At 45.1% G+C, this 22,073-nt stretch carries 18 protein-coding genes and 1 pseudogene; 6 read left to right on the top strand and 13 right to left on the bottom strand.

Annotated features, from left to right (window positions below):
* The coding region (locus MDMS009_RS16380; protein ID WP_202811629.1) for a hypothetical protein at positions 1-216 on the top strand (216 nt) is incomplete at its 5' end.
* 63 nt (positions 217-279) lie between these two features.
* On the opposite strand, the gene MDMS009_RS15685 is transcribed toward MDMS009_RS16380, so the two are convergent.
* Complete coding sequence (locus MDMS009_RS15685) at positions 280-780, bottom strand: hypothetical protein (RefSeq protein ID WP_008292323.1); 501 nt, start codon at positions 778-780, stop codon at positions 280-282.
* Between the two features lie 185 nt (positions 781-965).
* On the opposite strand from MDMS009_RS15685, the gene ung reads away from it, so the two are divergent.
* The 3 genes and pseudogenes from ung (at position 966) to uup (ending at position 5,493) form a co-directional block, all read left to right on the top strand.
* Complete coding sequence (gene ung, locus MDMS009_RS15680) at positions 966-1,658, top strand: uracil-DNA glycosylase (RefSeq protein WP_008292299.1); 693 nt, start codon at positions 966-968, stop codon at positions 1,656-1,658.
* Between the two features lie 42 nt (positions 1,659-1,700).
* Positions 1,701-3,589 (top strand): annotated as a pseudogene (locus MDMS009_RS15675) (ATP-binding cassette domain-containing protein).
* A gap of 2 nt (positions 3,590-3,591) precedes the next feature.
* Positions 3,592-5,493: an ATP-binding cassette ATPase Uup gene (gene uup / locus MDMS009_RS15670; protein WP_008292316.1), complete on the top strand. Its 1,902-nt coding sequence runs from the start codon at positions 3,592-3,594 to the stop codon at positions 5,491-5,493.
* 2 nt (positions 5,494-5,495) lie between these two features.
* Here uup and amt read toward each other — a convergent pair whose 3' ends face one another.
* From amt to MDMS009_RS15610, 12 genes are all read right to left on the bottom strand, one after another.
* Complete coding sequence (gene amt / locus MDMS009_RS15665; RefSeq protein WP_081443646.1) at positions 5,496-8,543, bottom strand: ammonium transporter; 3,048 nt, start codon at positions 8,541-8,543, stop codon at positions 5,496-5,498.
* A 177-nt stretch (positions 8,544-8,720) separates the two neighbouring features.
* Positions 8,721-9,485, bottom strand: a complete 765-nt coding sequence (locus MDMS009_RS15660; protein ID WP_008292342.1) for a hypothetical protein — start codon at positions 9,483-9,485, stop codon at positions 8,721-8,723.
* Between the two features lie 78 nt (positions 9,486-9,563).
* Positions 9,564-10,316, bottom strand: a complete 753-nt coding sequence (locus MDMS009_RS15655) for a DUF4197 domain-containing protein (protein ID WP_052298184.1) — start codon at positions 10,314-10,316, stop codon at positions 9,564-9,566.
* Between the two features lie 133 nt (positions 10,317-10,449).
* Positions 10,450-10,896 carry a HugZ family pyridoxamine 5'-phosphate oxidase gene (locus MDMS009_RS15650; protein ID WP_043888466.1) on the bottom strand — a complete coding sequence of 149 codons (447 nt, stop codon included), beginning with the start codon at positions 10,894-10,896 and terminating at the stop codon, positions 10,450-10,452.
* Positions 10,893-11,672: a hypothetical protein gene (locus tag MDMS009_RS15645; protein WP_008292312.1), complete on the bottom strand. Its 780-nt coding sequence runs from the start codon at positions 11,670-11,672 to the stop codon at positions 10,893-10,895. The genes MDMS009_RS15650 and MDMS009_RS15645 overlap by 4 nt, the downstream gene beginning before the upstream one ends.
* An 89-nt stretch (positions 11,673-11,761) precedes the next feature.
* Positions 11,762-11,971 carry a cold-shock protein gene (locus tag MDMS009_RS15640; RefSeq protein WP_008292300.1) on the bottom strand — a complete coding sequence of 70 codons (210 nt, stop codon included), beginning with the start codon at positions 11,969-11,971 and terminating at the stop codon, positions 11,762-11,764.
* A gap of 315 nt (positions 11,972-12,286) precedes the next feature.
* Complete coding sequence (locus tag MDMS009_RS15635; protein WP_008292302.1) at positions 12,287-12,553, bottom strand: oxidative damage protection protein; 267 nt, start codon at positions 12,551-12,553, stop codon at positions 12,287-12,289.
* Between the two features lie 8 nt (positions 12,554-12,561).
* The gene (gene mutY, locus MDMS009_RS15630; RefSeq protein ID WP_008292354.1) at positions 12,562-13,605 is read right to left on the bottom strand and encodes an A/G-specific adenine glycosylase; all 1,044 of its coding nucleotides are present in this window, start codon (positions 13,603-13,605) and stop codon (positions 12,562-12,564) included.
* A gap of 59 nt (positions 13,606-13,664) precedes the next feature.
* Positions 13,665-16,127 carry an AsmA family protein gene (locus tag MDMS009_RS15625; protein ID WP_008292324.1) on the bottom strand — a complete coding sequence of 821 codons (2,463 nt, stop codon included), beginning with the start codon at positions 16,125-16,127 and terminating at the stop codon, positions 13,665-13,667.
* Positions 16,128-16,191: 64 nt separating this feature from the next.
* Positions 16,192-18,123: a hypothetical protein gene (locus tag MDMS009_RS15620; RefSeq protein ID WP_237700555.1), complete on the bottom strand. Its 1,932-nt coding sequence runs from the start codon at positions 18,121-18,123 to the stop codon at positions 16,192-16,194.
* Positions 18,124-18,128: 5 nt separating this feature from the next.
* Positions 18,129-19,415: an HlyC/CorC family transporter gene (locus MDMS009_RS15615; RefSeq protein ID WP_008292309.1), complete on the bottom strand. Its 1,287-nt coding sequence runs from the start codon at positions 19,413-19,415 to the stop codon at positions 18,129-18,131.
* An 8-nt stretch (positions 19,416-19,423) separates the two neighbouring features.
* Positions 19,424-20,221, bottom strand: coding sequence for a cytochrome C assembly family protein (locus tag MDMS009_RS15610; RefSeq protein WP_052298182.1), 798 nt, complete (start codon positions 20,219-20,221; stop codon positions 19,424-19,426).
* A 146-nt stretch (positions 20,222-20,367) separates the two neighbouring features.
* On the opposite strand from MDMS009_RS15610, the gene ffh reads away from it, so the two are divergent.
* Positions 20,368-21,735 carry a signal recognition particle protein gene (ffh, locus tag MDMS009_RS15605; protein ID WP_008292303.1) on the top strand — a complete coding sequence of 456 codons (1,368 nt, stop codon included), beginning with the start codon at positions 20,368-20,370 and terminating at the stop codon, positions 21,733-21,735.
* An 87-nt stretch (positions 21,736-21,822) separates the two neighbouring features.
* Positions 21,823-22,071, top strand: a complete 249-nt coding sequence (gene rpsP / locus MDMS009_RS15600) for a 30S ribosomal protein S16 (RefSeq protein WP_008292361.1) — start codon at positions 21,823-21,825, stop codon at positions 22,069-22,071.
* Positions 22,072-22,073 lie beyond the last annotated feature (2 nt).

Raw genomic sequence — 22,073 nt, 5'->3', positions numbered from 1 at the left:
TTGGGAAACAAAAAAGCCATTAAAGAGGTGACCCAAGCAGAAACCCTGGATGAAGCGGCACTTGAGCAATTAATTGATGAGTCTTTAGCGATGAAGAAAGAGCAGTCGATGGCGCGTGCTCGTTTTCATCATGAGATGTTTAATCTGCTGACAGCTGAGCAACAGCAGAAATTAACAGAAAAAATGGCCAAGCATAAAGAAAAAGCACACCACTAATTATAGGTTTTGCACAGCTCCTCCCATTCCTCTCCTATCCCGAAACCGGGGGGAGCTGCTGCATTATTTTAGTTTACTTAGCTCAGCCAGTGCGTAGTGTTCATCATAGCCTTGGGCACGCAGATTAAAGTAATACTGACAGTAGGCTGAGAAGTTATGTGGTGTGCCTCTTGTCGGTAGGTGAGTGAACTGGTCGATAAGCGATACGGCACTTTCTTCAATATCAATTTCCAACAACATATCTTCTAACTGGGTTGCCCTATTTGCAATCATCCGTGGATTCTCACGAAAGTGTTCAGATGCATCCTGCAAAATAGCGACACGGTGTTGTTTATCTGTAACGTCACCTTTTAATGCTGCTGGACTTCGGATAATCAGCCAGTCTGCCGCTGAGATTTCATGATGAGACTCCAGCCACTGTGGTACCTGATCTTTATTCTGGTTGGGAGCGTTGACGCTGGTATCCGACGATGACAAGTCATATTCATCATTACAGGCAATAGCTAATAATAAAAGACCAACCGCCACAAGCACACTGGATAACAGACGAATTCCAGCTGACATAATTTTCTCCTGAAACTGACCTATTTAAATACACTTCATTGCCAGATTAGCATGACAGCTAGCGAGGCCCTATCGGATTTATTCCTATTTATGTGCAGGGGAAACAGCTGTGATAAGCCGGTTACGCGACAGCGTTAATGGGCATTGTTATCATGATGACTTGATATCACGATGGGAAGATAAAAATGGTTCTGGACAATGCCCCCAGTTGGCAGCCGGCATTGAAAGATGAGTTTTCTGCACCTTATATGCAGGAACTGAAGCAGTTCTTGCAAGCTGAAAAAGCGAATCACAAAGTCATTTACCCGAACTCTAGCAACTGGTTCCATGCCTTGGAAACGACGCCACTCAATCAGGTTAAAGTCGTTATTTTGGGGCAGGACCCGTATCATCAACCGGGGCAAGCGCATGGCTTGTGTTTTTCAGTGAAACCAGGTGTCAAAACGCCCCCGTCATTGGTCAATATTTATAAAGAACTGGATAAAGATCTGGGCATTAAACCTGTTAATCATGGCTACCTAGAAAGTTGGGCAAAACAAGGCGTGTTGTTATTGAACGCTGTATTAACCGTTGAGGAGTCGAATGCCAATGCCCATCAAGGGAAGGGCTGGGAGCAGTTTACGGACAAAATTATCAGTATCGTGAATGAACAGTGCAATCATGTGGTCTTTATGTTGTGGGGCAGTTACGCGCAAAAGAAAGGCAGCGCGATCGATCCGCAAAAGCACCTGATATTGAAAGCGCCACATCCTTCTCCCTTATCCGCATACCGTGGTTTTTTAGGATGCCAGCATTTCAGCCAGGCGAATGCGTACCTGCAGCAGCATGGTACTGCTGCTATAAATTGGCAGTTGCCTGAGCACGTCGATTCTGAATAAAAACCCTGATCTCAATACGATGGCCTTGATACAATTCGCGCCATGATAAAACTGAATCAAGTCTCCTTACGTCGAGGGACACGTCTATTATTTGAATCTGCCAATCTGATTATTCACCCAGGACAGCGGATCGGTTTAACGGGTGCCAATGGTACCGGTAAGTCGAGCTTGTTTGCGATGTTGCGGGATCAATTACATGCCGATACTGGCGAAGTCAGTATGCCTGATTCATGGACAACCGCACATGTCGCGCAGAAACTCCAGCGGTTGATTTACCGGCGATTGAGTATGTGTTGCAAGGTGATGAAGAACTCACTCGGCTTCATACCCAATTAGCTGAAGCTGAAAAACAAAGCGATGGGCACTTACAAAGTGTGTTGCATGACAAGCTGGCGGCAATCGATGCCTACACTGCCAATAGTCGTGCAGGTAAGTTGATGCACGGTCTGGGCTTTACTGCCGAGCAGGAGACAAAACCGGTTACGGCATTTTCAGGTGGTTGGCGAATGCGCTTGAACTTGGCACAGGCATTGATGTGCCGTTCAGACTTATTATTACTTGATGAACCAACGAATCACCTTGATTTAGAGGCGGTGTATTGGTTGGAGGAGTGGCTCAGAAGTTACTCAGGTACCTTGCTCGTGATTTCACATGACAGAGATTTTCTCGATAGAGTCGTGACCCATATCGCCCACATCGAACAACAGCGCATCAAAGTGTATACCGGCAATTATTCTGACTTTGAACTGGCTCGCGCCGAGCACCTGGCCAACCAGCAAGCGGCCCATCAAAAGCAACAACGTGAAATTGCCCATATGCGAAGTTTTGTCACGCGCTTTAAAGCCAAGGCAACGAAGGCCAAGCAAGCACAAAGCCGGGTGAAAGCATTAGAGCGTATGGAGTTAATTGCGCCTGCACATGTTGATTCTCCCTTTCACTTCAGCTTTTTGTCGCCAACTCGTCTTACCGTGCCTTTATTAGCATTGGATAAAGCCTCCGTAGGTTATGCTGATACACCGCTGATAAGTCAGGTGAAGCTGACCCTGGCACCGGGGGATCGCATTGGTTTGTTAGGTCCCAATGGCGCAGGGAAATCAACCTTAATTAAATTAATAGCAGGCGTGCTTGAGCCGTTGAGCGGCAAGCGCAAGGAAGCCAAAGATATACGCATTGGATATTTTGCCCAGCATCAGCTGGAGCAGTTACGATCTGACGATACGCCGCTTAAGCATTTACAACGGCTCGACAAGCAAGCCAGTGAACAGGACTTACGTAATTTCTTGGGTGGTTTTGGTTTCCATGGTGATAAAGCGCTGGATTTGGTGGCACCTTTTTCAGGGGGCGAAAAAGCGCGATTGGTATTAGCCATTCTGGTTTACCAAAGACCGGCGGTGTTGTTATTGGATGAGCCAACCAATCATCTTGATTTAGAAATGCGTTTAGCGTTGACCGTCGCCTTACAAGAGTTCGAAGGGGCGCTTGTTGTTGTGTCGCATGACAGACATTTATTACGTTCCGTAACCGATGATTTATGGCTAGTGTCAGAAGGGCAGGCGAAAAGCTTCGATGGTGATCTTGATGATTATCGACAATGGTTACTGAATAAAGATAAGCCACAGAAAACTGAGGCTTCAGCCAACGTTAACAATAAAAAGCAGGATCGCAAAGCGGCAGCCAACCACAGGCAAAAACTGCAACCGCTTCGCAATGCGGTGAAAAAAGCAGAACAACAGATGGATAAGCTGACAGGGTCGTTAAGCGACCTAGAAATAGAAATGGCTGATAACTCGCTTTATACCGAACAAGCCAAAGATAAACTAAAAGCCCTGCTTCAACAGCAAGCGGATTTAAAAACACAACTGGAACAAGCCGAAATGACTTGGTTTGAAGCCAGTGAACAACTAGAAGCAGCTCAAGCTGCTGGAGAATAATTGTGGCATTACTGTCATTGAAGCAAGTTACCGTCAGCTACGGCGGCCCTAATCTATTGGATAAAGTCGATTTTCAATTAGACCGCGGTGAACGTGTGTGTCTGGTTGGACGCAATGGCGCCGGTAAATCAACCTTAATGAAATTGATTGCCGGCGAAATTAAAGCCGACTCCGGCGAAATCATGGGCGGGCAGGAAACCAAAATTGCCCGGCTTGAGCAGGAAGTGCCGATTGGCACGCATGGCAAAGTATTTGATGTCGTGGCGGAAGGGTTAGGCGAGATCGCCCCTTTGTTAGTCGAATACCATCAAATCGTGCATCAACTGGAAACGGATAGCTCAGCAGCCTTACTCGATAAGCTCGAAAAAGCTCAACACAAATTGGAAGCCGTTGATGGCTGGTCCTTGGAACAACGTGTGGAAACGGTGATTTCACGTTTGTCGTTAGATGCTGATATTGAGTTTGATAGCCTTTCAGGTGGTAAAAAACGTCGTGTCTTATTGGCTCAGGCATTAGTTAAACAACCCGATATTTTGTTGCTGGATGAGCCGACTAACCATCTTGATATTGAATCTATCACGTGGCTGGAGGGCTTCCTAAAAAGTTATGGCGGCACCTTATTGTTTATCACCCATGACAGAACCTTCCTGCAATCTTTGGCGACACGCATTGTTCAGCTCGACCGTGGCCAACTCGTGAGCTTTCCTGGTGACTATAATAACTACCTGAAAAAGCGTGAAGAAATTTTGGCAGCTGAAGCCGAACAAAATGCCCAGTTTGATAAAAAGCTGGCTCAGGAAGAAACCTGGATTCGTCAGGGAATTAAGGCCAGAAGAACCCGTAACGAAGGTCGGGTGCGCGCCTTGCAGCAATTACGGAGAGAACGCAGTCAACGCCGTGAAAAGCAGGGCAATGTGCAAATGCAACTGCAAGAAGCAGAGCGAAGCGGCAAGCTGGTGATTGAGGCTGAGAATATCAGTCAGAGCTATGACGGTAAGCAGTTGTTTGAGAATTTTACGACGTTAATCCAACGTGGTGATCGTATCGGTGTCATTGGTCCCAATGGCTGCGGTAAAAGTACTTTGCTGTCTATCTTGCTGGAACGACAAGCCCCTGAATCTGGTGAAGTAAAAACGGGTACGAATCTGGAGATTGCCTTTTTCGACCAATTACGTAGTCAGCTCAATGAAGAGGAAAGTGTGGTCGAGAATGTCGGGCAGGGCAGTGACCATGTCGATATCAATGACAGTCGTAAACATATTATTGGTTACTTACAAGACTTCCTGTTTACACCAGAACGTGCCAGAACACCGGTTAAAGCCTTATCGGGTGGTGAAAGAAACCGTTTATTATTGGCTAAGCTATTTACCCAGCCTGCAAACTTACTGGTGATGGACGAACCGACCAATGACCTGGATGCTGAAACCCTGGAGCTGTTGGAAGATCTTCTACTTAATTACACTGGCACTTTGTTGTTAGTAAGCCATGATCGTGCCTTTATCAATAATGTGGTGACCAGCAGTATTGTGTTTGACGAGGATGGCCAAGTTCGTGAATATGTGGGCGGTTATGATGATTGGTTGCATCAACGGTCACAAGCCAAACAACAAACGCAGGCCTCAAAAAAGTCTGAGAACCAACCTACACCCACGGTAAAGTCAGCGCCGAAAAAGAAAAGTAAACTGACCTATCAAGAGCAATTGGATCTGAAGGCCTTACCAGCCAAAATTGAAGAGTTGGAGGCCAAGCAAGCGGCATTCAATAAACAAATGTCCGATCCCGATTTTTATAAAAAAGATGCAGAGACCATCACCACGCTGCAACAGGATGTTGACGATTTAGAGCAAACACTGTCTGCCACCTATGCAAAGTGGGAAGCGCTCGAGGAAAAAGAAAATAGCTGATATTAGGCCGGTAGGCGCTGCTCCAATAATGGCAGTATATTTTCAGCAGGGATGGGCCTGCTGAAATAATAGCCTTGATAGATATCGCAATCATGTTGTTTTAGAAACGTGAGTTGTTCGATGGTTTCAACCCCTTCAGCAATGATCTGCAGACCTAAACTTTTGCCCAAAGTGATGATTGTTTTACATATTGCCGCATCTTCACGTTTGCTCTGACATTCGCGGATAAAAGCTTGATCAATTTTCAACACATCAACAGGGAATTTTTTAAGATAGCTCAGCGATGAATAACCTGTACCGAAGTCATCGATGGATAAGCGAATATTTGTTTTTTTGAGCGCTTTCATCGCGGCAATACTCTGTTCAGTATTACCAGTCAGTACGCCTTCAGTGATTTCGAACTCTAGCAGTGCACCATCAATATCAAATCGCTGTGTTAATTTGGACACAAAACCAGCCAAATTGTCTGAATGTAAGTGGTGGCCTGAAATATTGATAGCAACAGGAAGTAAGGGCGCGCCGATTTGTCGCCACCGTGACAGTTGTTCAATCACTTGTTGAATGACCCATTCACCCAGATGAATAATCAGGTTTGATTCATCGATTAGAGGGATGAATTCACCTGGCATAATGAGTCCGAGTTCAGGATGATTCCAACGCACTAATGCTTCAAAGCCGACCACCTCATCAGTCATCACTGACACTTTAGGCTGATAATGTAATGTGAGTTGATTCTTTACAATCGCTTCTGGCAAGGCATTTTCAAGTTGGAATTTCTGCTTGGTTTTCTCGCTCATTTCTTCGAGATATACGCGATAGGTATTACGGCCACTTTGTTTGGAACGGTACATGGCCATATCAGCTTGTTGCATTAATTGCTCAGGTGTTATCTGACCGTTTTCAGATATGGCAAGGCCGATGCTGGTTGGAACAACGAGTGTTTGCCCATCCAATTTAACCGGTGAACGCATCACTTTGAGAATATCTTCTGCTTTATGTTCTGCTTGAGATAATGTGATGTTTCCTGACATGACAATGACGAACTCATCGCCGCCCCAGCGACCCACTAAGTCAAGCTCCCTCATCACCTGTTTAAGTCGACTGGCGACTTCACACAATAACTGGTCACCTGCTTTATGGCCTAGATTATCGTTAATTTTTTTAAACTGGTCCAGATCGAGGAACATCAGCACGACTGAGCCTAAGTTCTCTTGATGATAGGCAATTCGTTGCTTGAGATGGCTCATGAAATACGTGCGGTTATAAAGACCGGTTAATGGGTCATTATAAGCAAGTTGTTTAAGTCTATCTTGCAGTCTTATTTGTCGCGTAATGTCGCGAATATGTAAGGTATACTCGATTTCAGATTGTGTCGGCAATGTCGTCTGTGTGATCACAACTTCTGCAGGAAACTCAACACCATCACTTCGTGATAACTCTGTGATGTTATGGCGTTTCAATACCATGCCATCGCCGGCAACAAATCCCTGGTTTAGGCTATTGATAGCAGCTGAACGTGACTCTTCAGCAATGAATAATGTGAAAAAGTTGTCACCCAGTACCGATTTTCGTGACATGCCAAAACATTGTTCAGAGGCAGGGTTGAATTCGATGATATCGCCACGGCCATTGATGGTGACAATGCAATCCATCGCTGCCTGCATGATGGCACCTTTGCGGAACTCACTCTGTTTAAAGGCACTAAACGCTTGATCCCGTTGTTCTATTTCGCTATTCACTTTATCGATAACGCGATTATACTGCTGGGCTATTTGCCCCACCTCAGTAAACGGTTCGACGGGTACGCGGGATGAAAAATCAGACTTTTGTTGCTGATGCTGCATCGCTGCCAGCAAATCGAATACTTCTGTACTGACTCTATGTTCAGCAACATTAAGACCAATCAGCTCAGCTTGTTCGTTGACCCGTAAAGGGTAGAAGCGATTGATAATGCGAAATAAGACATAAGCTGTAAAAAAACTATAGATGCCAATTGTTACTATGCCCAGAGACTGTACATAAAGCTGTTCAGTCCAACTCAGTCCACTGCCAAGACGCTCAGTGTTGCCCATCAAGGCAACGGCTAGGGTTCCCCAAATCCCTGCGAATAAATGAACTGGAATAACCCCAATAGCATCATCAATACGTTTCGATTCAAGAAAACGGTCACCATAAAAAACAATGAGGCCACCCATTAGACCGATCATCATGGCCTCTACTGGCGTCACTAAATGACAATTAGCGGTCACCGAGACTAATCCACCCAAGACGCCATTGATAATCATCAACACATCGACATAACCATCGGTGATGTATTTGAGTAATGTGGTACTGATACCGCCCCATATAGCGGCGAGTATCGTATTGAGAATAATGACAGGGACATCCTCATTCCAGACTAAAGTGCTGCCACCGTTAAAGCCGAACCAGCCAAACCAGATTAACAAGCCGCCTAATACGGCCATAGGCAGGTTGCTACCCGGTATACGCCTGTCTGCTTTGTCATATCTTCCGATTCGCGGCCCAATTACTAGAATGGCCGCTAATGCCACCCAGCCACCCACAGAATGAACGACTGTAGAGCCAGCAAAGTCGACAAACCCTTTTTGCTCCAGCCAACCCGTCGCTTCACCATTGAATATTCCGGCCCAGACCCAGTGGCCAATGATAGGGTAAATGAACAGGGTGATAACAATGGTAATAATCACATAACCAATGTAGCTGGTTCTCTCTGCGACTGCGCCTGATACTAGCGTGGCAGCTGTGCCGCAAAACATCATTTGGAAAATAAAAAAAGTGATAAGCGAAGGAGAACTGTCGTTGCCAAATAGAAATTGGTCACTTCCGAACCAGCCAATTTTGGTTTGACCAAACATCAAACCAAAGCCGACTAGCCAGAAAATGGCACTGGAGATTGTAAAATCTGTAATGTTCTTCGCAGCAACGTTGATGCTGTTTTTACTTCTTACAAGTCCACTTTCTAAACAAAGAAAACCTGCCTGCATTAGAAATACAAGACATGCGGAGCAGAGCAACCAGATACTATCCACCAAAACCTTCTTCCTTTAGGGTTACTTAACTGTTTACGGCACTTTCCAGAAAAAATCCATTGCAATCGTTGAAAAAGCTAGCAAGGAACATTTTTAGCTAGTTAAATCAGAATACAGAGCAAAAAAAAGCCACGATCGAGATGGGTCGTGGCTTTTGAAATAATGACTTATGTTGTTTTATTCGTCGAGTAGGGCATCACGAGTATCTTCGCCGAAACGGGGTAATATCCACATTTCGTACATAGAGACGACCCACATAAAGGCAAAGGATAAAGCCATGGAACCACCGGCAATGATGACTAACCAAGCAAAGTTAGGATTCATTTTTGTGAGCCACCAAGAGGCAATATCAATTAACAGAAAGGCGTAAGGCGTCGATATTGCAAGAACCTTTAAGGGTTTTGGCACACCAGATGCCAGACTGAAGATCAGACCGACAAACATAAATATGAAGGCGATACCAAACAAGTGAATGTGAGATACACGTGCTAATGATGAGAATGAAGCGCCGGTATCCACCAGAGCACGGTCTTTAATGTTCTGGAACTCAGTGTAATCCGGAATCGGCATGCCCGAGTCGGCGTTGTGACAAGCGATACATCTGGATTCAAAAATTTGTTTAATACCATTGCTTTCATAAGCTTCTTCACTTGCACCCTGCTGTATCCAGGTAATAATGTCGGCACGCTCTTCATCACTTGCCATCGGCTTCATCGAACCATGCAATTTATTTTCTAATAAAGAGTTTGAGCGGTTACCGTAATAGCTATAGACAATATCATCGACGGATAAGCCGTATTCACCATCGGCCAGACCATGAGTAAGCTGAATCTGCACCAGTGCCATCAGATAGCCGACAGCGACAACGATCAGGTAACCACTGAATAACGCCTTGAGCGAGGTTCCTTGACTGGACAGGTTGAGTTTGTGCGATAAAGCCATGGTATTTCCTTTATTATTTGTGCGGTCTTTATGTTATTACATTCGTAACATGATAAGTAGCAAAAATTCCCGCTTCTTTCACTGACTGAAAACTTTTTTCAGTAATTCAGTGCTTCGTGCTGCTGGATTCTCTCTGATTTTTTTCTCTTCAATGGCCAGCATAGTGAACAAACCATTCAACGCCTGTTCGGTGACATAATCGGGTAAGTCCACATTTAGATTTTGACCAACAACAGGTACATCAGACACTTGATCGCTGAGTTGATTGTAATAGCGAGTTGATCCAACCTGGTCCAGAGAGTTTTCAATGGTTGGACGAAACAAAGTGCTTAACTGATCACTGGTTTTGGTCTTAAAGTATTCTGTAGCAGCGTTATCAGGGCCGTTGAGAATTTGTTTTGCATCTTCAATGCTCATATTCTTAATCGCATTAATGACGATATTTGTAGCTTCCGGAGCCGCTTCTTCGGCAGCTCGGTTCATACTGGTTGCAAACTCATCGGCTAAGCCACTCATGCCAAACTGGCGCATTAGTCCACCCACTTGTTCAACTTGGGGGGGGAGCGGGATACGAATCTTAGGATTTGCAAGAAACCCGTCTGTCTGGCCAATTGTATCGATGGCACGTTGACTACCGACGCTTAATGCTTCTTTAAGACCGGAAATAATAGTATTCGTGTCTAGCGTTGAGTCTGCGGTTTCAGCACCTGGCATGAAGGTTTTACCCGCTTCTTTTAAATCATCTAACATTGCGCCCCAGTCAGCTCGGGCATGCCCAGACAAAAGACTTATACTAATGATAAGAGTGAGACTTACGAGTTTCAGGTTCATGACAGCCATCCTTTGACGAACGTGTACAGCAACATTGCTGATAGCGATACTTTATTGTCGCTGATGCAGCCATACAGTCAAGTCGCTATTTTCTCTATTTCTAATGGTATTTTCCGCCGAAACCGTGACGCGGTTATGTCAAATCAAGCTTATCAGGCGATAACCAACGAATATCACCAAAACCACCAATCAGTCTGATTGCTGTGAGGTTTAACTGGTAAAACTGAAATCCGGGTAGTTGCAGCACTTGCTCAGCATGGCTGAATTTCATTTGGTAAAGCTTTTGTAATGCCTCTTGCTGCTGGCTGAGCGTGATATCAGCCAAGCAGGTAATTCGTGCTTCAGCGGCGGGGTTGGTGGAGTTATCAGCGTCACTGATAGTCAGTGCTACTTTATTGTTGGCGGCAATGTTTTTTGTATGCTCTGCCAATGCACTGATGTAGATGTGGATGCTACCGTCTTCAGCTAGCAGATAAGGCACCAGTGAACCGAATGGGTAGCCAGGATGACTTAACGAAAAAGTGGATAACACACCAAATTGATGGTGTTTTATAAAATCGGCAGGCTGTAACGGCATCATTGAATCCAATTAATCTCTCTGGCCGTTTTCTCCCCTACTTTTGCTTTACGCAAACTATCCGGCATTTTTGCCTGATGAGGACTAATGGCTATTCGACCAGCCATGATTTCGGCATAGCGTTGCGGGTGCAAAGGTTCACGCTCAGGTTCAGCATAACCTGTAGGAAAAATAGGGAAGTTATGTGCATCATATTTATCACTGGCTCCAACGGTATGTAAAATTTCATGTGCCATGACGACTGTATTCTGCTGTGTTTGTTTTTTACTGGCATAGGCATGTATTACGCCGATAAGTCCTTTTTGTAACCCGAGTGAGTGGGCTAGCGGGGTGCTACCATTGGCTTGGTGATAGAGCACATACAAACGAATACGCGCTTTGTTTGATAGGGTGTCAGGTGTGTTTTTATAAGCCCAATAACGTAATTTCAAACTCCACCATATAGTCGCGATGACATTATTGGAGCTAGGTGGGACAGGGGGGATTTCTTTAATCGTTGCCCCAAGCTGAGTGACAACAGGTTGCTTAGCTGTTAATTGGTATTCACGACCACTACGGGCGAAAAAGTGATCAATAGCGGTGAAGTCATTAGTGGATAAGCGAGTGATATATTCTTGTGTTGCCGCTTTGCCATCGCCATTGATGGGAAAAATGATGACAGTGATTGGCTTATACCAGGCCGTGGTATTACGTTTCTGTTCTTGTGTATAGATGAGTGCGGCCGCCAAAATGCCGAGTAAAATAATCACGCGAATATTGCGGAAACTGAATACTTTCATCGTGTCTTATCACATTTCTTGTGAAGCTACCCGCATAAAAAAGGCCGGTTAGATTGCTCTAACCGGCCTTGGAATTCTATTTTCAGGCATTAAGCTGGGACAACGTTCTCAGCCTGTGGGCCTTTTTGGCCTTGTGTCACTTCCATCGTGACCGCTTGACCTTCCTTCAATGTTCTAAAGCCTTCTGATTTAATCGCGGTGTGGTGGACGAATACATCGGGACCATCAACCTGTTCAATAAATCCGAATCCTTTTGCATCATTGAACCATTTAACCGTACCTGTAACTTGATCTGCCATATCAACCTCAATTTATTAACTATGCCGGTGCCGCTCCAGCGCCGACGGAACATCCGCTCCAAATATGGAGCTTATTGCATTGTACGATCAAAAAATGCAAAAAAGTCAGCATTTTGGGAAAACAAATCAAACTTTTTTTTGATTTTTTTATTAAAAAATGGCATGGGGTGGCGGAGTAAAATTCCTGGAAGGCTTGATTTTATTGGCTTTATGCATTTTCAATGAGTTCGCACAGGGAGCCATGCCAGTGATCGTCTGGTCGTTAGGCTCCCTGCGCTTTTTTCGACTTTTTGCGCTAATTTTACTGTAAAAGCATTATTCTGGAACAAAGTCAGCTGGTGGTGTAGAGCCTTCACCAAAGAAGAACTTTTCCATTTCAGTTTTCAAAAAGGCTTGTGATTTCGGATCTGCCAAAGACAAGCGATATTCATTAATCAGCATGGTTTGTTGGCTCAACCACATTTGCCATGCTTCTTTTGAAACAGACTCATATAACTTTTTGCCCGTTTCACCAGGGTAAGGAGGGAAGTCCAGCCCTTCAGCTTCTTTGTCTAATTTTACGCAATGAATCAAGCGTGCCATAAATGCCTCTATAAAAAAGATTGTAAAAAGGATTTGACTGGTGCCGGGAGGCCCAGCGTTAAAGAATCTTCTATTTTATACCAGTTGCCGTTATCTTTGTCGGCAATGCCTTCTGCTCTGCACTGCAGCAGATGAGGATGAATAGCCAGTTTAAAATGACTAAAGACATGTTGCAGATGAGGCAAGGGCTGATGCTGAGTAATGTTGATATGGAAACGTTGGCGGCATAAAACGTCTATATCTTCAGCCTTGTCAATTTCCGGAAAACTCCAAAGCCCACCCCATATGCCTTGTTGAGGGCGCTGTTCCAGGTAGATTTCATTCTGGTCATTTTTTAACACTAACCAATGTGTTTGACGCTGGGGAACCGCCTTTTTGGGTTTTTTTTCTGGAAATGCCGTTGGCGTGCCCAAAGCAAATGCTTGGCAATGATGTTGCATCGGACAGTTTTGGCAGTCTGGTTTAGACCGAGTGCACAACGTTGCGCCTAGATCCATTTGTGCCTGAATATAGTTGGCGATGCGACGATTTGGCAAAAGTTGTTCGGCACGCTGCCATAATTTATTTTCGACCTGCTTGTTACCGGGCCAGCCTGAAATAGCATCAAACCGAGTTAATACCCGTTTTACATTGCCATCAAGAATCGGAAACGGCTGATGGTATGCTAGTGTCAGGATGGCCCCAGCAGTTGATCGGCCAATGCCGGGCAGAGCTATCAATTGTTCTAATGTCTTGGGCATTTCACCAGCAAAGTCAGCAACCACAATCTGTGCTGTTTTATGCAAATTACGAGCGCGGGCGTAGTAGCCTAAGCCAGACCAATAAGCGAGTACATCATCCTGTTTGGCTTGAGCTAGGCTACGAATACCGGGAAACCGTCGAGTAAAGCGTAAATAATAATCAATGACCGTCGTCACCTGTGTCTGCTGCAGCATGATTTCTGACAACCAGACATGATAGGGCGTGGGTGATTGCTGCCAAGGCAGATCTTTGCGACCAAACTGGTCGTACCAATTCAACAGGGCATCAGCAAAATTAAAAGTTGTCGACATTCAGATAAAAAAATGCCCGCGCCTGAAAAGTGCGGGCATTGAGTCTCGTTTTATTAGGTTTAGAAAAAGTCTTTCAACTTGTCTTTAACGGCATCTTCCAGTTTCTCTTCAGGTGCCTTTTCTTTTTCAACGGGTGCTTCATCCGCTGATTTATTGGTTGAGGTGTCATCCCCCGTTGATTGTGAGTCGGTTGCTCCCTTGGTGCCTAAAGCACCGCCCAGTAAACCACCCAGATCATCACCAAGTTTTTCTTTAATTTTTTCTTCGGCTTTCGATTTCAGCTCTTCTTTGGCCTTATCTTTAACCATGCTAGCCAGATCAACAGTTGGTTTAGGCTCACTGAATGTACCCGTAATTTTTACCGGAATCGTCAGTCCTTTCAGCTCTGTTAACTCTTTACCACCTTGTCCAGAAATGGTGCCAACTACAGCCACATTCAGACTGTAATCGATAGTCTCTTTGGGTAAACTGGCCTGACCAGCGCCACTGATACGTAATAGGGGAGATTTCAGAGATAAATCCTGATTATCAATCACGCCATTGGTGGCTTTGAAGGTACCCGTTAATGCTGAAAAGTCAGTTTGAACAGGCGCATCAGATTCTGCCAGCTTCTGTCCGGATAAAGCCGCTTTAGCTTTACGGATAGCATCAGCAATATTGATACCTTTCAAGGCGCCGTCAGTAAATGAAAAGCCGCCATTACCATTCAGCGTCTGTTTGATCTCATCGACGCTGGCACCGACGCCTGTCAGTTTGGCATTTGCATTGGCTGTACCTGTGACGGCGGCATCCTCTCCAGCTGACATGTCTTGCAATAACGGACCTGCCTGAACGCCTTTAACGGTCTCGTCGATAGCGAGCTTAAGTTTGTCGCCACGGGCATCAAGATTAACATTACCATTGTATGTACCCTGATATAAATCAGCGCGCATCGGTGTCAGCTTTACCAGGCCGTTCGCCGCGTTAATAGTGACATGAATATTTTCACTGGTAAGACCTGTAGCTTTCATTTTGCCAATATCGATACTGCCTTTGGCGTTGATTTGACGCAATGCTTCTAACGGTAGCTGACTCGAGCCACCGGCCGCTGCCGTTGCGGGTGTTGCAGCTGGTTTTGACTCAGCTTTGTCTTCAGGAACGGGCGGCAGATAGCGGTCCGCATCGATTTGATCAAGTTTCAGCTTGAAGTTGAAAGCTGGCTGAGCAAAGTTATTAATCGCTAACTGACCGGTTAATTTACTTTGATCCAATGTGACATCAAGTTGTTTAGCGTTGATATGGCTTGCTGAGCCTTCCAGCTCTGCTTTGACTTCAAGCTTCTCTAAGGTATTGCTGTCGGCCATCTCGGGTAACTCAATGTTCATATCGTCAGCCAATTTTCTTAAGCTGAATGGTTGGATATGCACATTACCGGCAAAGCCTGGTTTGTCGCTTAGGATATTGTTGGCTTTAATATCTGCATTGAGCATCAACTCTTCCAGCTCCAGCATTAACGCTGACAAGGTCAACGTTTGTTGTTTTAGATCTGCATTGATATTACTAGTCAATTTCAGATCTGCCTGTTCGCCAGGTATAGACGGATCTTTTATTGTCGCCGTCAATTCGAAGCCATCAACGGTGGTTTGTTGGCTTGCCAGATTAGCATTGACGTCACCGGTCAGATTGGCATCAATAGTTTGCGTATCGTTATTTACCTTAGCTGTGAGACTTAAGCCCGTGATATTCACCAATTGCTTGACCATATCGGCTTTGATATCACCATTTAACTTGATATCAGCTTGTGCAAACGGCAGCGTTTTGCCTTCAGCAATGGTGGTGAATGCTAGGTCGGTCAGCGCGTATTGCTGGTTTTCCATATCGACCATGACGTTGGTGTCCAACGTGACATGGGCTTTTGCTTCTGGTTTAGCACTGATGAGATCAAATGCCATATCAACAGCGGTAGGTTCACCCGGTGTGAGTGGATCGGTGTCCAGATTCAAGTTACGTAGCTGGTAGCTTTCACCTTTTGACGCATCAGACCAGAGGATATTGGCATTCGTTAATTGCACACCAGCAATGCTAATGGCGGCTAACGCTGGGCCTGATTTTTCCTGACTAGGTTTGGCATCTTCTTTCACCACTTCATCAGCTTGAGTCAGATCATCCCAGTTGGTTTTGCCATTTTTATCTGTTTCCAGATTCAGTACTAGGCCATCCAGCACAACCGTGTCCATTTCGAGTTGCTTTTTCAGTAATGGCATCAGCTTGATACGAATTTCAGCAGCTTCTACTTTAGCGAATGAGTCAGCTTTAAAGCCCTGCGCATTACTCAATGACAATGGTCCCAATTCCAAAGCAATCCATGGAAACACGGAAAGCCCGATATCACCTTGAAGAGTCAGGTTTCGTCCAGTGGCTTTTTCGACCTGACTGGAAATTTCGTCTTTATAATCGTTAGGGTCAACAACAAACGGTAGAGCGACCAAGCTGGCCACTGCGATAATGATGACGATAAGAATCAGTTTTAAGACAGTGCGCATAATTGATATTCCATTTTATTCTAAGAAATCCTGTTTGAATTGATGATATGTCTGCTGACTATGATTATGAAATCGGCTTGGTGGTGAAGTTGAACTGTTCGTAATCCAGTGTGCTGTCTATCATACCATTGGTAATAATGACGTAGGGCTCGCCATCACCTTTGACGCGAATTTTTCTCTTCGGTGAATACAAGCCTTTTTCAGTAATCATGGTTGCGGCTGTTTGCGAATCATTCGCAGGCAAGATCATCGCAGGATGCTGTTCCGCTTCACCATCCGGTGTACAAAGTATTGGGATGGGTTTGCCATCAATAAGTTCCATGCCAATATAGGTATCAGCATCAATATCGATTTGTAACCACTTAATGGTGGCCAGTTTAACTTGGAAGTCACTTTCAAAAATGCCAACCAAATCGCCAATATTTAAATGGTAACACCCCTCAGTTTGTCTTTTTGCCATTAAACCGCCACTGCTCTGATTATCCAGTTTCCAGGTTAACGCGTGGGTCAGTTTTTGTTTCAGGCTTTGCTGTATGGCGTTAATACCATGAGCAATATCGACATTACGGTGCTTGCCTGTATTCAGTCTATGGAAACGGCGCTCATGTGTTGTGTTAAGCTGCGGAATGATTTTTTTAAGTAAACGCAGTTCGGTATCCAAGGAGGCATGAGAGTTGCTCTTGGCATCTTTGAAAGTATTCTCAACAGCTAGCAAAGCCGGTTGAGTATTGAGCATACGGGTTTTGTCCGATGCGCGAATCTCGGTTGGCGTTTTTATCATCGGCTGTGGTAAATCATCATCGTTGCAATCAATACAAAAATGGCCAGTCAGCAAAAAATTACTGGTGGTATTGATTTGCTTGTAACTTAGTAAGCTTAGTTCAATTTTATCGGTGAATTGTGCCATCAAACCGAATAGACGAAACACATCAAACCTCGCCAAGCTGTATGGATCTGCCAGCCCAGTGAGCATGATTTGTGCGTAGAGATCAAAGAAGCTTCTGCTTTGATAAAACTCTTTCAATGCAACAGTTTCATGAAGTGTTCCTGCGGCTTCTTGATACAGGTAAAACTGATGCAGTTGTTGCCAAGCGCCACTGGGTGCCGCGCGATAATAATGATAGGCATGCAGAATTTGTAGAGCGAGCATTTCTGTCGTGCGGTTGATACACAACAGCATGGCCGCGTTGTTATTAGGCGTTTCACCACGCTGATAGTAATAAGCAATGATTTGCTGGTATGCCACAGCAAGGTTGGCAATCAATTCGTTGATACTACGAATCGCGCGCAGGTTTTCTGTGGTGTCGTACAAGTCACGCTTGACCGCAGAAATATCACGCGTGAATAGTAAGTCAGTAGTGGCTTTACGGTAGAACTCTAATAAGCTCAACATCACCATGGGTTTCAGATTTAACTGGCACAGTGGTTGAAGATTAATCAGTAAGGTCCCGGCACGTTGGTTGGCATTTTTGGGTAGCTGGTTGACCCATGCCTGCAAAAGCGTTGGGTCTTTGATTGTGTCTGTTTGCTTGGCTGAGCCCTTATCCTTGGCTAGCTCAAGAGAGGGGAGGTGGGAAGCAGGTTTCTTTCGCAGCTTAATAGTTTCCAGCAATTTGCCAGTCCAACCTGACTGTTGGGTGGTCTCTTTTGTTGAGGTGGTGTTACTTTGATTTTTGTTTGGTTCTCGCTGCAACCGAATTTTTTCTTCAACAAGGTTCAACGCCTCGGAAAAGTTAGATTTACGCAACGGTTTGCGCAATACGATATCAACCGGTTCGCTGACATTACCGGTATTGGTCAGCAATGCTGTTAGTCCTGGTTTACGGTCGCGCCAAGCTTGTTGGCCGCTCTCGGTATCAAAGGCGTAAATAACCAGATCAGCATGTCCGCCATCGACGATCATCCATTCCTGCGTCAATAAGTCAGCGGACAATCGCAGCATTGAGTTGAGTGAACTTTTATCAACACCGTTTAGCCCAGCTAATTTAAGACGCATTACTGTCAACTTTCTGGTTCCTCCTCGTGTTGCTCCAGAATATGATGAATACGAACAGTTTTTATCGCATTATCAGCAGTTTGCACGACTTCAATTACATAGTCATCCATACGAATGCTAACACCCGGATCGGGAATGCTTTCCAGATATTCGATGACTAGACCATTAATCGTCTTGGGTCCTTCTGTGGGCAAACTCCAGTCGTTATTTCGATTAATTTCACGAATATTGGCGGTGCCGTTAATCAGGTAACTGCCATCAGATTGTGGATGAATATCTTTATCATCATCAATGGTGTCTGCAGTGAACTCGCCGACAATTTCACGAAAAATGTCTTCCAAGGTAATTAAACCCAATAAATCACCATACTCATCAACAACCAGTCCTGTGCGTCGGCGGTTACGTTGAAAGTTAATTAACTGCGTGTTCAGTGGTGTGCTTTCAGGTACGAAATACGCGTCCTTGATAATGCTGTTTAGGGTTTCAGGATTCAGATTATCTTGAGTTATCAGATGCAAAGCCTTGCGTAAGTGCAAGATGCCAACAATATTGTCCATGCTGTCTTCGTACACGGGTAGACGTGTATGGCCACAATGTGACAATTGTTTCACTATTTCTTGAAACGGCGCATTGATGTCCAACCCTTCAATTTCATTTCTGGGCACCATAGCGTCATTGACGGTGACTTTTTCCAGATCGAGGATACTCATCAACATATCTTTGTGTCGCGTCGGTATTAAACTACCGGCTTCCATTAAAGCCACTCGCAGTTCTTCGGTATTGATGGCAGAGGTGGCGGCATCCTCTGGAGACACGCCAAACAAACGCACCATACGGTTGGTAATACCATTGGTGAACCAGACCAGCGGATAGAGCACAAACAACATCGGTTTGAGAATATAACTTGCCGGAAAAGCAACACGCTCTGGATGAAGCGCTGCCAAAGTTTTAGGTGTGACTTCGGCAAATAATAAGACAATCAGTGTTAACGCGAAGGTGGCCACAACGATACCGTTTTCACCGAGCAGTTTGATACCGATAACCGTGGCAATGGCTGAAGCTAAAATGTTGACGAAATTATTACCCAGAAGAATCAGGCCAATCAGGCGGTCGGGGCGATTCAACAGTTGACTGGCAATCACAGCACCACGGTGACCTTCCTGTTCGAGGTGACGCAGGCGGTAACGATTCAATGACATTAATGCGGTTTCGGAGCTGGAGAAGAACGCCGAAAACAATAAGAGGAAGAACAGAATCAGAAATAAAACGAGTAATGAAGTTTCTTCAAGCATGTTTGGAGTTAGTTCACTATATATTCAAGAACAAATTTACTGCCCATAAAGGCAAGAAGTAAAAAAGAGAAGCCGACTAAGGTCCATTTAACAGCCGTTTTACCGCGCCAGCCATAACGCCAACGCCCCCATAGTAGTGCAGCAAACACACACCATGACACCAGCGACAAAGATGTTTTGTGTACTAAATGCTGGGCAAATAAATCATCGACAAACATCAAGCCAGTAATCAGGCCCAATGTTAGTAAAGCGAAACCGGTGAGAATCAGCTGAAACAGAGCTGCTTCCATTGATTGCAAAGGTGGTAGTTTGCGCATTAATCCTGCTGCTTGGCGCTGGCGCAGATGTTTTTCTTGTATGGCCAGAATAATGGCCTGAATCGCGGCGAGCATGAATAAGCTATATGCTGCCAGAGACAGCAAGACATGCCATTCCAGAGCGGGATGTGACAGTGACGGTGGTTGCGGTGAAGGCAGTTCAACTTTTAAAATCAGGCTCAGGGCAACCAGTGGATAAATCACAATGCCGGGATGTGAGTTCGGGTAACGAGCACCGGTCAGCAAAGCGATGAAAGCCATTAACCAGGTTGTAAGGGAAAAAGTGGTAAATAAACCAAGATTCCAGCCACCGGCACTTTTCATGGTGAAAAAGATATCCGTTGCATGAAACAATAGCGCCATGATGATCATGATGCCAAGTGGAATACTGGTTTTTACTGCGTTTTGATCCTTCTGTACGAAGCGCCGTATCAGAATGACGCTACTGCTCATGTAAAGCAGGAAAGCAAGCGCGTTGGCAATAGCCATATTCATTCGATCCTTTCGAGGTCTTTAATCATCTCAGTTCGGCAATGATAAACGATGTCATCCCGAACTGAACAATATATCAGTTATAATAGCTGCCTAAAGCAAATAATCTATGGCGTTTTATCCGCCAACCAGCAAGGTGAATTATGTTTGACAGTTTAAGTGAAAGACTAGGGGGCACGCTTAAAAAGCTCCGTGGTCAAGGTCGTATCACTGAAGACAACGTTAAAGAGACGCTGCGTGAAGTGCGCATGGCACTGCTTGAGGCCGATGTTGCATTACCTGTTGTCAAAGCGTTTGTTGATCGCGTCAAAGAGCGCGCAATGGGCCAAGATGTACTTCGTAGTCTGACACCCGGGCAAGCCTTAGTTAAAGTCGTCAATGATGAATTAGTTGCGGTTATGGGGGAGGCGAACGAGGGGCTCAACCTCAATATGCAACCACCGGCTGTTATTTTGATGGCAGGCCTGCAAGGTGCCGGTAAAACGACCAGTGTTGCCAAGTTATCGCGCTGGCTAAAAGAGCGTGATCGCAAATCAGTAATGGTTGCCAGTACCGACGTGTATCGTCCGGCAGCGATTGACCAGTTGCAGACACTCGCTGATGAAGTTGATGCAAAGTTTTTCCCTAGTCAGTCAGATCAAAATCCAGTTGATATAGCCAAAGCGGCTATCGAGCAAGCCAAACGCGATTATGTCGATGTTGTCATCATCGATACCGCTGGTCGTTTGCACATTGACGACGATATGATGAGCGAAATTAAGCAGATTCATGCCGCCATCAATCCGATAGAAACCTTGTTCACAGTTGATAGCATGACTGGTCAGGATGCGGCCAACACAGCAAAAGCATTTAACGAAGCTTTGCCTTTAACAGGCGTGATTCTGACAAAAACAGATGGTGATGCACGAGGCGGTGCGGCCTTATCTATCAGACACATCACTGGCAAGCCCATCAAATTTATGGGTGTCGGCGAGAAAACCGAAGCGTTAGAACCTTTCCATCCTGATCGTGTGGTATCGCGAATTCTGGGAATGGGTGACGTGTTGTCGTTGGTCGAAGAAGCCCAGCGCAAGATGGATGTTGGTTCCGCTGAGAAATTAGCTGGCAAACTGAAAAAAGGCAAAGGCTTTGATCTGGAAGATTTCCGCGATCAGCTACGACAAATGGGCAACATGGGTGGTATTGGTTCATTAATCGATAAAATGCCAGGCATGGGAAATCTGCCTGCTGCAGCAAAACAGCAAGTAAACGATAAAGAATTGGGTAAGCTGGAAGCAATTATCAATTCAATGACGCCAAAAGAACGCCGTAAGCCTGATCTTATTAAAGGTTCACGTAAAAAGCGTATTGCCGCCGGTAGTGGTACCCAGATTCAAGACGTCAACCGTTTACTCAAGCAGTTTACGCAGATGCAAAAGATGATGAAAAAGATGGGCTCAAAAGGTGGTATGGCGAAATTAATGCGTGGCATGGGTGGCAAATTTCCTATGGGCGGAGGCATGCCCTTTTAAATAAAGTTAAAAGGACTTTTCAAACGGGTGGGACTTGCGTAGAATACGACGGTTTTCCGATCCAGTTTTCCAACGGGCTAAATTAATATGGTAACAATTAGATTGACTCGCAGCGGCGCTAAGAAGCGTCCTTTCTACGGTATCGTTGTCACAGACTCGCGCAGCAAGCGTGATGGTCGTTACATCGAACGCTTGGGTTTCTTCAACCCTATCGCACGTGGTCAAGAAGAAAAACTTCGTGTTGACCTTGATCGTGTTGCACATTGGATCAACCAAGGCGCGCAAACATCAGAACGCGTAGCTAAGCTGATCGAAGAAGCGCAAAAAGCGGCTTAAGT

Source organism: Methylophaga thiooxydans DMS010 (assembly GCF_000156355.1).
GTDB classification, from domain to species: domain Bacteria; phylum Pseudomonadota; class Gammaproteobacteria; order Nitrosococcales; family Methylophagaceae; genus Methylophaga; species Methylophaga thiooxydans.
The sequence above is the reverse complement of the archived record's forward strand: the minus strand, read 5'-3'. Positions and strand labels throughout refer to the sequence as shown.

What these genes read in the sequence shown, in the direction of transcription:
- MDMS009_RS15685 (WP_008292323.1), bottom strand. Translation starts at nt 780, where the DNA reads ATGTCAGCTGGAATTCGTCTGTTATCCAGTGTGCTTGTGGCGGTTGGT.
- ung (WP_008292299.1), top strand. Translation starts at nt 966, where the DNA reads ATGGTTCTGGACAATGCCCCCAGTTGGCAGCCGGCATTGAAAGATGAG.
- MDMS009_RS15660 (WP_008292342.1), bottom strand. Translation starts at nt 9,485, where the DNA reads ATGGCTTTATCGCACAAACTCAACCTGTCCAGTCAAGGAACCTCGCTC.
- MDMS009_RS15655 (WP_052298184.1), bottom strand. Translation starts at nt 10,316, where the DNA reads ATGAACCTGAAACTCGTAAGTCTCACTCTTATCATTAGTATAAGTCTT.
- MDMS009_RS15650 (WP_043888466.1), bottom strand. Translation starts at nt 10,896, where the DNA reads ATGATGCCGTTACAGCCTGCCGATTTTATAAAACACCATCAATTTGGT.
- MDMS009_RS15645 (WP_008292312.1), bottom strand. Translation starts at nt 11,672, where the DNA reads ATGAAAGTATTCAGTTTCCGCAATATTCGCGTGATTATTTTACTCGGC.
- MDMS009_RS15640 (WP_008292300.1), bottom strand. Translation starts at nt 11,971, where the DNA reads ATGGCAGATCAAGTTACAGGTACGGTTAAATGGTTCAATGATGCAAAA.
- MDMS009_RS15635 (WP_008292302.1), bottom strand. Translation starts at nt 12,553, where the DNA reads ATGGCACGCTTGATTCATTGCGTAAAATTAGACAAAGAAGCTGAAGGG.
- mutY (WP_008292354.1), bottom strand. Translation starts at nt 13,605, where the DNA reads ATGTCGACAACTTTTAATTTTGCTGATGCCCTGTTGAATTGGTACGAC.
- MDMS009_RS15625 (WP_008292324.1), bottom strand. Translation starts at nt 16,127, where the DNA reads ATGCGCACTGTCTTAAAACTGATTCTTATCGTCATCATTATCGCAGTG.
- MDMS009_RS15620 (WP_237700555.1), bottom strand. Translation starts at nt 18,123, where the DNA reads ATGCGTCTTAAATTAGCTGGGCTAAACGGTGTTGATAAAAGTTCACTC.
- MDMS009_RS15615 (WP_008292309.1), bottom strand. Translation starts at nt 19,415, where the DNA reads ATGCTTGAAGAAACTTCATTACTCGTTTTATTTCTGATTCTGTTCTTC.
- MDMS009_RS15610 (WP_052298182.1), bottom strand. Translation starts at nt 20,221, where the DNA reads ATGGCTATTGCCAACGCGCTTGCTTTCCTGCTTTACATGAGCAGTAGC.
- ffh (WP_008292303.1), top strand. Translation starts at nt 20,368, where the DNA reads ATGTTTGACAGTTTAAGTGAAAGACTAGGGGGCACGCTTAAAAAGCTC.
- rpsP (WP_008292361.1), top strand. Translation starts at nt 21,823, where the DNA reads ATGGTAACAATTAGATTGACTCGCAGCGGCGCTAAGAAGCGTCCTTTC.